The sequence below is a fragment of the Rhodopseudomonas sp. RCAM05734 genome (assembly GCF_052658035.1).
The window spans coordinates 1,507,715-1,521,431 of the sequence record NZ_CP199742.1 but is presented as its reverse complement, the minus strand read 5'-3'; the positions used below and the strand labels follow the sequence as shown (position 1 = coordinate 1,521,431).

Here is a 13,717-nt window from a genome sequence, read left to right as displayed (position 1 = left end):
CTACGCGAGGCAGTCTGCGCCGGTTTCGCCGATGGTCATAGTGACGCTGCGGCGGAATCGCACAGAGGAATTACAGAACTCTTTGGTTCCCCGGACGCGACGCAGCACGAGGTGCTGCTTCGCAGATCCGGGGTCCGGTCACTGAAGAAGAAAGCGGGATGCCGGATCTGCGGAGCGGCATAGCAGCAATGCTTCGCATTGCCTGAGAATGCCGCACCGCGTCCGGGACACGAGTCCAGGCACGCAAACAAAAAGGGCGGCCTTTCGGCCGCCCTTTCCGCGTTCGCGAGTTGCGAAATTTACTCTGCAGCAGCGGTGCCTTCTTCGGCCTTCTGCTTGGCTTCGAGGTCTTCGCCGGTGGTCTGGTCGACAACCTTCATCGACAAACGCGTCTTGCCGCGATCGTCGAAGCCGAGCAGCTTGACCTTGACCTTGTCGCCTTCCTTGACGACGTCAGAGGTCTTCTGCACGCGGCCGGGAGCGAGCTGGCTGATGTGAACCAGGCCATCCTTGGCGCCGAAGAAGTTCACGAACGCACCGAACTCCATGACCTTGACGACGGTGCCGTCATAGATCGCGTTGAGTTCCGGATCCGACGCGATCGACTTGATCCACTTGATCGCGGCCTTGATCGACTCGCCATCGGAGGACGCCACCTTGACGGTGCCGTCGTCGTCGATGTTCACCTTGGCGCCGGTCTTTTCCACGATCTCGCGGATCACCTTGCCGCCGGTGCCGATCACTTCACGGATCTTGTCGGTCGGGATCTTGAACGTCTCGATGCGCGGCGCGTATTCGCCGAGCTCGGCACGGGCGTTGTTGAGCGCCTTCGACATCTCACCGAGAATATGAATGCGGCCTTCCTTGGCCTGGCCCAGAGCGACCTTCATGATCTCTTCGGTGATACCGGCGATCTTGATGTCCATCTGCAGCGAGGTGATGCCGGTGTCGGTGCCGGCGACCTTGAAGTCCATGTCGCCGAGATGATCTTCATCACCCAGGATGTCCGACAGAACCGCAAAGCGCTCGCCCTCGAGAATGAGGCCCATCGCGATACCCGCGGTCGGCCGCTTCAGGGGGACGCCCGCATCCATCAGCGCGAGAGAGGCGCCGCAGACCGAAGCCATCGACGACGAACCGTTCGACTCGGTGATCTCCGAAACCACGCGCACCGTGTACGGGAATTCGTGGTGGCCCGGCAGGATCGGATGGATCGCGCGCCAGGCGAGCTTGCCGTGGCCGATTTCGCGACGCTTGGTACCGCCCATGCGACCGGTCTCGCCGACCGAGTAGGGAGGAAAGTTGTAGTGAAGCAGGAACGTCTCTTTGTACGTTCCCGACAGCGAGTCGATGTACTGCTCGTCTTCGCCGGTGCCGAGTGTGGTCACCACCAGCGCCTGGGTCTCACCGCGGGTGAACAGCGCCGAACCATGCGCGCGCGGCAGCACGCCGACTTCGCAGACGATCGGACGGACCGTGGTCAGGTCGCGGCCGTCGATGCGCTTCTTGGTGTCGAGGATGTTCCAGCGAACGATCTTCGATTCCAGTTCCTTGAACACCGCGGCGACGCGCAGCTTGTCGTACTTCGGCTCTTCACCTTCCGGGAAGTAGTGCGCCATCGCCTTTTTCTTGACGGCGCCGACGGCGGCGTAACGCTCCTGCTTGATCGGCAGCGCGTAGGCCGAGCGCAGCTCGGTCTCGACCATGCCGAGCATTTCCTTTTCGAGCGCGCTGTCGTCGATGGTGACGACTTCGCGCGGCTCCTTGGCGGCCTTCTCGGCGAGCTCGATGATCGCCTTGATCACCGGCTGGAAGTGGCGGTGACCGAACATCACGGCGCCGAGCATGATCTCTTCGCCGAGTTCCTTGGCTTCCGATTCGACCATCAGCACGGCATCGCCGGTGCCGGCGACGACCAGGTCGAGCTGGGTGTCGGCCATTTCGTCGAGGGTCGGGTTGAGCACGTATTCATCGTTGATGAAGCCGACGCGGGCGGCGCCGATCGGGCCCTGGAACGGAGCGCCGGAAATCGTCAGCGCGGCCGAGGTGGCGACGAGAGCGAGAATGTCCGGATCGTTTTCCATGTCGTGCGACAGCACGGTGACGACGACCTGGGTCTCGTTGCGCCAGCCATCGACGAACAGCGGACGGATCGGACGATCGATCAGGCGGGACACCAGGGTCTCCTTCTCGGTCGGACGTCCCTCGCGCTTGAAGTAACCGCCCGGGATGCGGCCGGCGGCGTAGGTCTTTTCGATGTAGTCGACGGTCAGCGGCAGGAAGTCGATGCCATCCTTGGCGGTCTTGGCGGCGACCACGGTGGCGATGACGACGGTCTCGCCATAGGTGGCGATGACGGCGCCGTCGGCCTGACGGGCGATCTTGCCGGTCTCGAGCTTGAGCGGACGACCGCCCCAATCGATTTCGACGGTATGAATATTAAACATCGTGTTTTTCTTTCATGGGTTCACGAAAGGCGGCCGCCGAAAACACAAAAGCCAGAATCTGGAAGTCTCGTGCAAGACGGCAAGAAGCTGTCCGCGATGCCGCGAAATCAGCGTCCGGCGATCCTGCCGAATCCTCCAGAATCCTGGCTCCTGCATTCAAAATGGCGTCCATCCTTCCGATGGTCGCGGGCAACTCTTGTGAGCCCGCCCGCGCGACGGGCACCTTGCCCGTCATCGTCCAGTCGCCGGAGTGCTGCTGGACGCTATCGTGCGGCCCGCTTTTGGCCCGCACTACAATTGATGCAAAAACGCGCGCAACAAGTTGCGCGCGCGGTTTGCCTTAGCGACGAATGTTGTGCTTCGCCAGCAGCGCCTTGTAGCGCGCCTCGTCCTTGCGCTTGATGTAGTCAAGCAACGAACGACGCGTCGAGACGAGCTTCAGAAGACCACGGCGGGAATGGTTATCCTTGACGTGGGTCTTGAAGTGGCCGGTCAGGTTGGCAATGCGTTCCGAGAGGATCGCAACCTGAACTTCCGGCGAACCGGTATCGCCGGCCTTGTTGGCATTGGTCTTGATGACTTCCGCTTTGCGTTCTGCGGTAATCGACATCGTCAAACACTTTCTTTGCGAGCCGAACTGGCGGTCAGTCCGGTCAGGTTGAAGACGCGCTTGGGGATGAGTTCGCCATTGTTAATCTCGGCGAGGGCCAGAAGCCGGCCTGCCACCGTGACATAAACTGTGCCGCTACAATTGGGCGCATCCCGTCCGCGCAACAAAACGGCCTGGCCCCGATGGAGCCTTGCCGCATCTGCCCGTGTGACGGCCAGTGCCGGGATGTCGTCCAGCGCGGTCTCAACGGGCAGTAGCGCGTCGGCGAGGTGACCCTCGCCAGACGCGGCTCTATCGCACAAAGCCTCCAACTGTTCCAGCGGAATCATGTCGGCTTCGGCAAATGGACCGACCAGCGTGCGCCGGAGCGCACTGATATGGCCGTAACAACCGAGCAGACGGCCCATGTCGCGGGCCAGCGCCCGCACATAGGTGCCCTTGCCACATTCGGCCTCGAACACCGAGTGGCCGCCATCTAGCTGTTCTGTAAGGACAAAATCGTGGATCACGACGGGCCGGGGAACCAGCGGCACCACTTCGCCGTCGCGCGCCAGGTCATAGGCGCGCTCGCCGGCGATCTTGATCGCGGAATATTGCGGCGGGGTCTGCTCGATATTGCCGATGAACTGCGGCAGCAGTGCGCGGATCTGCTCGGCCGTCGGCCTGATGTCGCTGGAGAACGTCACCTTCCCCTCGGTGTCGTCGGTATCCCGTTCCTCGCCCCAGGTGACCGTGAAGCGGTAGCGCTTGCGGCCGTCCATCACGAAGGGAACGGTCTTGGTGGCTTCGCCCATGGCGATCGGCAGGCCGCCGGACGCCAGCGGATCCAGGGTACCGGCATGGCCGGCACGCTTGGCCTGGAACAGCCGCTTCACCACGGCGACCGCATGGGTCGAGGTCATGCCGATCGGCTTGTCGAGGATCACCCAGCCGTGGACGTCGCGCTTGTCGCGGCGCACCTGACCCTGCTGGCGCGACTGCTTGCCGCCGCGCGAACGGTTATCGTCGCGGCCCTGCTGCGCATCGGCCTCGGCGCCCCGCGGGGCGATGGCCGGCACATGGGCCGTATGGTCGCCATGACCGTCATGGGAGGGCATGCTTTTTTCAACGCCGGTCGGTTCTTCGATCTGCGAATCGAGGGCGGCGTCTGGGGTCGTCACGGTCATCAATTATCTTCCGGTTCTTGCGAATTTTGTTCGAGGTCGCGCTGCACGGCGGGCGTGCGCAACAGTTTTTCGATGCGATCCGCCTCGTCGAAACGTTCGTCGATACGGAAACGCAGATCGGGGGCGAATTTGAGGTTCACCTTGCGGGCCACCGCGGTGCGGATGAACGGCTTGTTGGCGGCCAGCGCTTTCAGCACCTTGTCGGTGTCACGGCCGCCGAGCGGCATCACATAGACGGTGGCGAGCTTGAGGTCCGGCGACATCCGCACCTCGGGCACGGTGATCAGGTTGGTTTCCAGCACGGGATCGTGGACGCCGCCGGTGGACAGGATGTCGGCGACCGCGTGACGTATGATTTCGCCGACCCGCAACTGTCGCTGCGAGCCGCCGGGGGTCGAGGTTTTTTGATGATGCTTGGGCATCGCTGAGTTCCAAAGCTTGCGCCATGCCCGCCGGTAGTGCGGGCATCCACGACTTCGCATTGAGTCTGACAAAGGCATTGATGGCCGGGAAAACTCCCGGCCATGACGCCTCTTCGTTGCTCCGGCTGACTGTAAGACTTGGACTTACAGAAAGATCCGGACCTACAGGGAGCGCTGAATGGTCTCGACGCGATAGCACTCGATGATGTCGCCGGCGCGCATGTCGCCGTAACTCTCGAACGCCATGCCGCATTCCTGACCGGACTGCACTTCCTTCACTTCGTCCTTGAAGCGCTTCAAGGTCGACAACTTGCCTTCGTGCACCACGACGTTGTCGCGGATCAGACGCACATTGGCGCCGCGTTCCACGGTGCCGTCGGTGACGCGGCAGCCCGCGACTTTGCCGACCTTGGAGATGTTGAACACTTCCAGGATCAGGGCATTGCCCAGCATGGTCTCGCGCAGGGTCGGCGCGAGCAGGCCGGACATTGCCTTCTTCACGTCATCCACGAGGTCGTAGATGATGTTGTAGTAGCGGATCTCAATGCCGTTGCGCTTGGCCAGCGCGGCGGCTTCCTTGTTGGCACGGACCGAGAAGCCGATGATGGCGGCGTTGAAGCCTTCCGCCAGCGTGACGTCGGATTCGCTGATGCCGCCGACGCCCGCATGCAGGATGCGCGCGGCGACTTCGTCGGTGCCGAGCTTCTCCAGCGATCCCAAAATCGCTTCGAGCGAGCCCTGCACGTCGGCCTTGATGACCAGCGGGAAGTCCTTGCGACCGGTGGTCTTGAGCTGGCTCATCATCTGCTCGAGCGAGCCGCGCATGCCGGAAATGGCCGATGCGGACTTCTCGCGCTTCTGATGGGCACGGTAGCTGGTGACTTCGCGGGCGCGGGCTTCGCTCTCGACCACGGCGACGCGGTCGCCGGCTTCCGGCGGGCCATTGAAGCCGAGGACTTCGACCGGCACCGACGGGCCGGCTTCGGTCATCTGCACGCCCTGATCGCTGATCAGCGCGCGGACGCGGCCCATCTCGGCGCCGGCGACGATGATGTCGCCGACCCGGAGGGTACCGCGCTGCACCAGCACGGTGGCCACGGGACCGCGGCCACGATCGAGCTTAGCTTCGATCACGGTGCCCTCGGCAGGGCGCTCGGTATTGGTCTTGAGGTCGAGCAACTCGGCCTGCAGCGCGATCATCTCGAGCAGCTTGTCGAGATTGGTCTTGTTCTTCGCCGAGACTTCGACGTCGACCACTTCGCCGCCGAAGGATTCGACCTGGACGCCGTATTGCAGCAGTTCGGTGCGCACGCGCTCCGCCTTGGCATCGGGCTTGTCGATCTTGTTGATCGCCACGATCATCGGCACCTTCGCCGCCTTGGCGTGGTTGATGGCTTCGATGGTCTGCGGCATGACGCCGTCATCGGCAGCCACCACCAGGATCACGATGTCGGTGACCTTGGCGCCGCGGGCGCGCATCGCGGTAAACGCGGCGTGGCCCGGCGTATCGATGAAGGTGATCTTCTTGCCGCTCTCCGGCGACGTGACCTGATAGGCGCCGATGTGCTGGGTGATGCCGCCGGCTTCGCCGGACACCACGTTGGCGTGACGCAGCGCGTCGAGCAGCGAGGTCTTGCCGTGATCGACATGGCCCATGACCGTGACGACGGGCGAACGCGGCTCTACGTCGGTGGAATCGTCCACCGTGTCGAACAGACCTTCTTCCACGTCGGATTCGGCGACGCGCTTGACGGTGTGACCGAGCTCTTCGGCAATCAGCTGGGCGGTGTCGGCGTCGATCACGTCGGTGATCTTGACCATCTGGCCCTGCTTCATCAGCATCCGGATCACGTCCACGGCGCGCTCGGCCATACGGTTGGCGAGTTCCTGGATGGTGATCGCTTCCGGGATGATGACCTCGCGAATGAGCTTTTCTTTCGGCTCGTTCGACTGGTGACCCTTCAGGCGCTGGGTGCGGCGGCGGAACGAGGCGATCGAACGCTCGCGCACGTCGTCGGCGCTCAGTGCCGTTACCAGGGTGAGACGGCCGCGCTGCTTGGCAGGCGCCGGCTTGGCGGTGGGCTTGGCAGCCATGACAGGACGGGCAACGCCGCCGGGACCACGGCGGACCTGGCGCGGACCTTCGTCCTCGTCGGTGGCATCGGCGGCGACGCCGGGCGCACGCGGCGGCGGCAGGCCTGCGGCCTTGGCGGCAGCGGCGGCCTTCACATCGGCTTCGGCCTGACGCTTCTTGGCTTCGCGCTCGGCCTTGGCCTTGACCTCTTCCTCAATGCGGTGACGCTCGTCCTCGGCCTTCTTGCGGGCTTCGGCGGCTTCGCGCTCGGCCTGGGCAATGCCTTCCTTGGAATTGCGGCGGGCGGCTTCGATTTCGGCCAGGCGGCGCTCTTCGATGTCGCGCAGGCGCGCATCGGCCAGCGCGCTGGCGCGTGCGTTCTTCTCCTCCTCGGTCAGGGTGCGCAACACCACGCCGGAACCGCTGCGGCTCGGCGGGCTCGACTGCCGGCTCGGCGGACTGGACTGGCGGCCCACTGGCGCGCGCGACGGCGGCGCCGGCGGCGCGCCACGGCCCATCGGCGGACGGGGCGCCGGAGCTGACGGCGTCGGCGCTGGCCGGGTCATGTTGGGGCCGGGGCCCACCGGGGCTGCTGCAACGGGAGCGGCCGCGACCGGGGCTGCTGCAACGGGAGCCGGCGCAACAGCAGCAGGAGCCGCAGCCACTGGCGCCGGTGCAACCGGTGCGGGCGCAGGCGCTGCTGCCACATGGGCGGGAGCGGGTGGAGGCGTCGGCGCAGCCGCCGGGGCTTCGGCGGGAATGCGGCGTTTGCCGCGCTTCTCGACGACCACCACGTTGGTGCGGCCATGGCTGAAGCTCTGACGCACGGTTCCCGTCTCCACCCGCGGCTTCAGCGAGAGAGTCTTGGAAGGAACACTCAGAGTCTTGTCGCCAGGCGTTTTCGTATCAACCATTCAGCAGTCCCAATCTTGTTGCGTTGTGCGTGTCCGCACCGTCTGTTCCATCAATCCTGCGTCGCCGGCGGTTTAGCCGTCGCCAAAGCCTCAGGCTCCAAAGTCCCTGTTGCCAGGATCCCGGTCGCCGAAGGCTCACTCACTACGTGTCTGGCCGTCGTTTTAACCTTGCCGCCAACGCCTGCTGTGCCGTCGTCCGCCATCCGGTATCGGACCAGTGTCTGGCTGCGCGACAGGAACGTTTTGCTCGCCGGACCCGCGAGCAGGGCAGCATGTATCACATTTGACCTGCCTAATGCCAAATCCAATTCGTCGGACGTCAAAACAGTGACAATGGGCAGTTCGCGCAGGGCCGGTGGCGCCTGCAGCTCTTCAGATAGTCCTTCGGAGGGCAATTCGGAAGCACCATCAGCAGCCGAAGGCGCCTGAGAGGCCCGCTCTTGCTGGAATTCCTGCTCCAGCAACGAGGTTTGCCGGGCGATTCCGTCCAGTTTGCGGATTCCGTCGGCGGCGCCGTCCGAGGCGTGGATCAGTCCCTTGGCCTGGCGCTGCCGCAGCGCATCGGCGACCTTGGTGAAGCCGGACACCACTTGGCCGGCCTTGGCAGTGATCGCCAGCGCTTCGATGACGCCGCGGACCATCAGCCGGTCGGTGTCGTCCGCCAGCGTGGCGGACGCCTTGACGTTTTTCTTGAAGCCCTTGGCGAACAGATTGCGCTTTGCCGCTTCGGCCACGGCCTTGCGGGAAGCGGTCACCCACAGCCCGCGGCCGGGCAGCTTGCGCTTCAGATCCGGGATCGCCTCGCCCGTGGGCGCGACGACAAAACGGATCAGCTCATCGATCGGGCGCACGCTGCGCGTGACCACGCACATCCTCTCGGTCCCGGACTTGTTGGTCCGAGGTCCGTTGTCGAGATCTGCCGGGTCAGCGGGGGCGAGCATGCGCGTGGCATCGTTCCTTAAACCGGCTGATCTTCGGTGGCGTCGACCTCGGCGCCCTTGTCCAGATCCGCCTGGGTGATCCAGCCCGCAGCAACGCGCGCCTGCATGATGAGGCGCTCGGCGTCTTCACGCGAGATTTCCGAAGCGTCGAGAATGCCCGGATGCTTGGTCGGCTCGGCGCCTTCCTTGCGCTCGGTCCAGCCGACCAGATCGTCGGTCGCACAGCCGGCGAGATCCTCAATGCTCTTGATGTCGTTCTCGCCGAACTTGACCAGCATCTTGGAGGTCACGCCCGGTACCGTCTTCAATGCGTCTTCCACACCCAGTTCCTTACGTTTGTTTTCGAGCTCAGACTCGAGCTGTTCGAGAAATTCGCGCGCCCGGCTCTGCAGCTCTGCGGCGGTCTCGTCGTCGAAGCCTTCAATGCTGGCCAATTCCTTGAGGTCGACCATCGACAGTTCTTCCACCGACGTGAACCCCTCGGACGCCAGCAATTGGCCGACGACTTCGTCGACATTGAGGGATTCCATGAAGACGCGGGTCGAATTTTCGAAATCGGCCTGACGGCGCTCGGATTCTTCCTGCTCGGTGAGGATGTCGATATCCCAGCCGGTCGGCTGCGAGGCCAGACGCACGTTCTGGCCGCGACGCCCGATCGCAAGAGACAGTCTGGTTATTGGTGTCGGGAACGACAACCTCGATGCGCTCGCGATCTTCATCGATCACGACCTTGGAGACTTCCGCCGGCGCCAGCGCGTTGACCACGAAGGTGGCGATATCCGGCGACCACGGGATGATGTCGATCTTCTCGCCCTGCAGCTCGTTGACCACGGCCTGCACGCGCGAGCCGCGCATGCCGACGCAGGCGCCGACCGGATCGACCGAGGAATCCCTTGAAATCACGCCGATTTTCGCGCGCGACCCGGGATCGCGGGCAACCGCCTTGATCTCGACGATGCCGTCATAGATTTCCGGCACTTCCTGCGCGAACAGCTTCGCCATGAACTGCGGATGGGTGCGCGACAGGAAAATCTGCGGGCCGCGGGTCTCGCGACGAACGTCGAAAATATAGGCGCGGACGCGGTCGCCGTTGCGGAACACTTCGCGCGGCAGCATCTCGTCGCGGCGCACGATGGCCTCGCCGCGGCCGAGATCGACGATCACGCTGCCATATTCGACGCGCTTGACGATGCCGTTGACGATGTCGCCGATGCGATCCTTGAATTCCTGGAACTGGCGGTCACGCTCGGCCTCACGCACCTTCTGCACGATGACCTGCTTGGCGGACTGCGCAGCGATGCGGCCGTATTCCAGCGGCGGCAGGGTGTCGGCGATGGTATCGCCGATCTGCGCACCGGGATTGGCGCGTTCGGCATCGAACAGCGAAATCTGGTTGGACGAATTCTCGACGTCCTCGACCACCAGCATGTGGCGGGTGAGCTGCAACTGGCCGGTCTTCGGGTTGATCTCGGCATGCACGTCGGTTTCGGAGCCGTAGCGCGCCCGCGCCGCCTTGGCGATCGCGTCTTCCATCGCCTCGATCACGATGCCGCGGTCGATGGATTTCTCCCGCGCGACCGCGTCCGCAATCTGAAGCAATTCGAGTTTATTGGCGCTGACAGCTGCCATGGCTCAGTCTCCTTCGGTGGGGTCGAGGCCCAGCCGCTGTCTTTCAGCGGCCAGCCGGTGTTCCTTGGTGTTCTTAGGGGCAGGTTTCGCAGCCGCTTTCTTCGCGGCCTTGAGTTTCGGCTTCGGTGCAAAGCTCTTGGTGGGGTCGCTGCGCTTGGCGTGCGGCGGCGGCGCGGGCAAAACGCCGAGGCTCTGCTTCATGTCGCGCTCGGCCTGCTTGCCGCGGCGCATCGATTCCGCAATCAGATCGTCGGTCAGAACCAGATTGGCGTTGGAGATATCTTCCAGCGGCAGCCGCGTAATGGGGTCTTCGCCGTCGCGGGCGCCTTCGCGGTCCAGCAACACCACGTCGCCCTCGATGGCGCCGAGCAGGCCACGGAACCGCTTGCGGCCGCCGACCGGCACGGCCATCTCGATCTTGACCAGATAGCCTTCGTAGCGCTCGAAATCGGTGCGGCGGACCAGCGGACGGTCGATCCCCGGCGAGGAGACTTCCAGCCGGTAGGCGCGCTCGATCGGATCGGAAACGTCCAGCACCGGCGACAGAGCGTGCGAGATCGCCTCGCAGTCCTCGACCAGCATGGTGCCGTCAGGGCGCTCCGCCATGATCTGCACGGTGCAGCCGAGTTCGCCGGAAATCTTGATGCGGACCAGCCGGTAGCCCATGCCCTGCAACACCGGACCGGCAATCGCGGACACCCGCGCGGCGGCACCCGGTTCAATAACCAGGCGCGGCTCGGAAAGCAGTTCGAGATCCACTTTATCGGCGATTGGATCGGTCATGTCCGGCGTCAAGATCTGTCTGGCTGTAACGGTTGTGAGATGAGGCGAAGCCGGGCTTCGGCCCGGCCGTTAGCTCCTGCACCGACCCCGCCGTGCCGGCAGGGGTCCATTCAGGTAATAAAAAAGAGCGGGTCCCGAGGGGCCCACTCTCAAACGCGATCGTATGAGAAACCATAAGTTGCCGCCGATATAGCCGTTTTGCGGGGCACGGGCAAGGGCCGAGAGGCCCAAACCGCCGATTTCGCCGGTAATCGGATCACGTTTTCTCAGCTAACCCTTCCTTCATCAAGCCGCATTACCTTCCGCAAAGCCGTCTGAGCGGCGAGCGTTAAGCAGGTTTCTATGACAGTGGCGCATGCCTTCATTCCCGGGCTGGAGGAGATCGTCAAAAACGGCGATCCCCGGCGTCGCGGCGACGCGCTGCGCAAGATCTCCGATCTGTTCGTGCAGGGCGCCGCACATTTCCAGCCCAACCATGTCGAGTTGTTCGACGGCATCCTGGTCAGCCTGGTGCCGCAGACCGAGATCGAGGCCCGCGGCGAACTGGCGGAGCGGCTGTCGTCCCTCGCCAACGCGCCACCGCAACTGGTCAACCTGCTGGTACGTGACGACGAGATCACCATTGCCGGCCCCCTGCTGCGCCATTCGCCGCTCATCGACGAGCCGACGCTGGTCGACATCGCGCGCGTCAAGGGTCAGCCGCATCTGCTCGCGATCACCCACCGTCCGACGCTGTCGCCGGGAATCACCGACGTCATCGTTCGCCGTGGCGATCGCGATGTCATCCGTCAGGTCGCCAGCAATGGCGGCGCACAGTTTTCCATCGTCGGCTATTCCGGCCTGATCCGGCGCGCCGGCGACGACGGCGTGCTCGCCGTGACCGTCGGACAGCGCAATGACCTGACCGGCCCTCAGCTCAAGGACCTCCTGTCGCGTTCGATCGACGTGGTTCGCCGCCGCTTGTTCGAGTCGGCGAGGCCGGACCAGAAGGCCGCCATCAATCGCGCCATGGAGGAAATCACCGGGTCGCCGCGGCATATGCTGGTGATCCGCGACTTCGCGACGGCGCAACGCGCGATCAACAAGCTGCACCAGGCCGACGACCTCAACGAGGGTACGCTGCTGCGCTTCGCGCGCGCCCACCAGTATGAAGAAACTGCGGCTGCGCTGGCGGCGATGTCCGGCGTGCGGATCGAGACCATCGACCATCTGCTCAAGGGCGACCGCGACGATCCGATCCTGATTCTCGGAAAATCGATCGGAATATCCTGGGCGACGATTCGCGCACTGATGGCATTGCGGATGGGGCCTGGGCGTTCCACTGCCGCGGCAGATGTCGAGGAAGCCCGGCTCAACTTCGAGCGTCTGGTACCGGCGACTGCGCAGCGCGTGCTGACCTTCTGGCAGACCCGCGATCCCAAATCCATGACCGCCTAGGCTTACCGCGTCTCCGCCGTTCTTTTGAAAATTAGGTACGCCGCCTTGCGGCCTTCGCGGGTGGCCTTGCGGCCGTAGCGCGTCATTGTGTAGTTCGGCCACGGCAGGCGCCAGTCGTCCGCACGCTCGGCGGTCCAGATGAAATCCGGCGCACGCGACAGATGCCACAGCGTCCAGGCGACGTAATCCGGGATGTCATGGACGAAGCGGAATTCGCCGGACGCCCTGAGCACCCGGGCCATTGCCGCAAGCGTGGCGTCCTGCACGAAGCGCCGCTTCCAGTGTCGCTTCTTCGGCCACGGATCGGGATGGATCAGGTCGATGCGCACCACCGACTGCGGCGGCGCCCACGCCAGCAGTTCAGCCGCATCGCCGGCGACGAGGCGGATGTTGCGCACGTCGTGCGCTTCGATCTGCGACAGGATCTTGGCCATGCCGTTGACGTAGGGCTCGCAGCCGATGAAACCGGTGCGCGGATGCGCCAGCGCCTCCGCGACCAGATGTTCGCCGCCGCCGAATCCGATTTCGAGGCGGACGTCATCGACCTCCGACGCGAACAACGAGCGCAGCTCGGCCGGCGGCGCGCCGGCGATGTCGAGGGCAAGACGCGGCAGCAACCCGGCGATCAGGTCGGCCTGGTGCGAGCGCAGCTTGTGGCCCTTGCGGCGGCCGAAGAACGAGCCCTGGCCGGCGTCATGGCCAAACGCCGGAGCACCGTCGCTGGCATCGTCATGGTGATCGTCGGAATCGGCGGGTGCGGTTGTCATCGCGGGAGTGATACAGCCGAACCGCAGCGGATGCCAACGGCCGGCAATACCGGCCGCGACGAAACTCCGTGCAACGTTCAGCGGCTGTCCGGTGGTTCGCGCGCGGCGATCTGCTCGACCATCTCAACGATGCTGCGGCGGAGCTTGCTGTCGGTAATCCGCGTGAAGGCACGCGTCAGCGCCAACCCCTCGGAGGTGGCAAGAAAGTCCGAGACATAGGCCGGCGACGCCGCCTCGCCGAACCCGTCGCTGCCGAGCGTGGCGCCGGGGCCGCCCTCGAACAGAAACGATACCGGAACCTGAAGGATTTCCGAGATCTGCTGCAGCCGGCTGGCGCCAACGCGGTTGGTGCCCTTCTCGTATTTCTGCACCTGCTGGAATGTCAGCCCCAGCGCCTCACCGAGCTTTTCCTGACTCATACCCAACATGATGCGCCGCATGCGCACACGACTGCCGACATATTTGTCAACAGGATTGGGCGCTTTGGTGGACATCGCAAACACTCCTCGATCGCGTGGCAGACACGC

General features: G+C 64.3%; 11 protein-coding genes and 1 pseudogene. 1 reads left to right on the top strand and 11 read right to left on the bottom strand.

The annotated features are described in order from the left end of the window. Positions 1-299: 299 nt before the first annotated feature. From pnp to rimP, 9 genes and pseudogenes are all read right to left on the bottom strand, one after another. Positions 300-2,447, bottom strand: a complete 2,148-nt coding sequence (gene pnp / locus ACUXVA_RS07360; RefSeq protein ID WP_265080894.1) for a polyribonucleotide nucleotidyltransferase — start codon at positions 2,445-2,447, stop codon at positions 300-302. Continuing rightward, positions 2,440-2,682 carry a hypothetical protein gene (locus tag ACUXVA_RS07355; protein ID WP_265080895.1) on the bottom strand — a complete coding sequence of 81 codons (243 nt, stop codon included), beginning with the start codon at positions 2,680-2,682 and terminating at the stop codon, positions 2,440-2,442. Before ACUXVA_RS07355 ends, pnp begins: the two co-directional genes overlap by 8 nt. A 105-nt stretch (positions 2,683-2,787) precedes the next feature. Continuing rightward, positions 2,788-3,057, bottom strand: a complete 270-nt coding sequence (gene rpsO / locus ACUXVA_RS07350) for a 30S ribosomal protein S15 (protein WP_265080896.1) — start codon at positions 3,055-3,057, stop codon at positions 2,788-2,790. Between the two features lie 2 nt (positions 3,058-3,059). Next, positions 3,060-4,223, bottom strand: a complete 1,164-nt coding sequence (gene truB, locus ACUXVA_RS07345) for a tRNA pseudouridine(55) synthase TruB (RefSeq protein ID WP_445491474.1) — start codon at positions 4,221-4,223, stop codon at positions 3,060-3,062. Further along, positions 4,223-4,645, bottom strand: a complete 423-nt coding sequence (gene rbfA, locus ACUXVA_RS07340) for a 30S ribosome-binding factor RbfA (RefSeq protein ID WP_265080898.1) — start codon at positions 4,643-4,645, stop codon at positions 4,223-4,225. Before rbfA ends, truB begins: the two co-directional genes overlap by 1 nt. Positions 4,646-4,807: 162 nt before the next feature. Continuing rightward, positions 4,808-7,633, bottom strand: coding sequence for a translation initiation factor IF-2 (gene infB, locus ACUXVA_RS07335; RefSeq protein WP_265080899.1), 2,826 nt, complete (start codon positions 7,631-7,633; stop codon positions 4,808-4,810). Between the two features lie 50 nt (positions 7,634-7,683). Continuing rightward, the gene (locus ACUXVA_RS07330; RefSeq protein ID WP_265080900.1) at positions 7,684-8,574 is read right to left on the bottom strand and encodes an RNA-binding protein; all 891 of its coding nucleotides are present in this window, start codon (positions 8,572-8,574) and stop codon (positions 7,684-7,686) included. Between the two features lie 17 nt (positions 8,575-8,591). Continuing rightward, a pseudogene (gene nusA, locus ACUXVA_RS07325) lies at positions 8,592-10,203 on the bottom strand (transcription termination factor NusA). A 3-nt stretch (positions 10,204-10,206) separates the two neighbouring features. Then, entirely contained in the window at positions 10,207-10,986 is a 780-nt protein-coding gene (gene rimP / locus ACUXVA_RS07320; RefSeq protein WP_445491471.1) for a ribosome maturation factor RimP, read from the bottom strand. Positions 10,987-11,328: 342 nt separating this feature from the next. Here rimP and ACUXVA_RS07315 point away from each other — a divergent pair, with 342 nt between their 5' ends. Next, positions 11,329-12,423 (top strand): DUF2336 domain-containing protein, encoded by a 1,095-nt coding sequence (locus ACUXVA_RS07315; RefSeq protein ID WP_265080903.1) that lies wholly within the window; start codon positions 11,329-11,331, stop codon positions 12,421-12,423. A 2-nt stretch (positions 12,424-12,425) separates the two neighbouring features. Here the strand turns inward: ACUXVA_RS07315 and ACUXVA_RS07310 are convergent, their stop codons facing one another. Next, complete coding sequence (locus ACUXVA_RS07310) at positions 12,426-13,190, bottom strand: tRNA (guanine(46)-N(7))-methyltransferase TrmB (RefSeq protein ID WP_265080904.1); 765 nt, start codon at positions 13,188-13,190, stop codon at positions 12,426-12,428. A gap of 77 nt (positions 13,191-13,267) precedes the next feature. Then, positions 13,268-13,684 (bottom strand): helix-turn-helix domain-containing protein, encoded by a 417-nt coding sequence (locus ACUXVA_RS07305; RefSeq protein WP_265080905.1) that lies wholly within the window; start codon positions 13,682-13,684, stop codon positions 13,268-13,270. Positions 13,685-13,717: the final 33 nt, after the last annotated feature.

Bases quoted from the DNA above. Each gene is read 5' to 3' on its own strand.
- ACUXVA_RS07315 (WP_265080903.1), top strand. From the start codon at position 11,329: ATGACAGTGGCGCATGCCTTCATTCCCGGGCTGGAGGAGATCGTCAAA.
- rpsO (WP_265080896.1), bottom strand. From the start codon at position 3,057: ATGTCGATTACCGCAGAACGCAAAGCGGAAGTCATCAAGACCAATGCC.
- ACUXVA_RS07330 (WP_265080900.1), bottom strand. From the start codon at position 8,574: ATGCTCGCCCCCGCTGACCCGGCAGATCTCGACAACGGACCTCGGACC.
- infB (WP_265080899.1), bottom strand. From the start codon at position 7,633: ATGGTTGATACGAAAACGCCTGGCGACAAGACTCTGAGTGTTCCTTCC.
- rbfA (WP_265080898.1), bottom strand. From the start codon at position 4,645: ATGCCCAAGCATCATCAAAAAACCTCGACCCCCGGCGGCTCGCAGCGA.
- ACUXVA_RS07310 (WP_265080904.1), bottom strand. From the start codon at position 13,190: ATGACAACCGCACCCGCCGATTCCGACGATCACCATGACGATGCCAGC.
- ACUXVA_RS07305 (WP_265080905.1), bottom strand. From the start codon at position 13,684: ATGTCCACCAAAGCGCCCAATCCTGTTGACAAATATGTCGGCAGTCGT.
- rimP (WP_445491471.1), bottom strand. From the start codon at position 10,986: ATGACCGATCCAATCGCCGATAAAGTGGATCTCGAACTGCTTTCCGAG.
- truB (WP_445491474.1), bottom strand. From the start codon at position 4,223: ATGACCGTGACGACCCCAGACGCCGCCCTCGATTCGCAGATCGAAGAA.
- ACUXVA_RS07355 (WP_265080895.1), bottom strand. From the start codon at position 2,682: ATGACGGGCAAGGTGCCCGTCGCGCGGGCGGGCTCACAAGAGTTGCCC.
- pnp (WP_265080894.1), bottom strand. From the start codon at position 2,447: ATGTTTAATATTCATACCGTCGAAATCGATTGGGGCGGTCGTCCGCTC.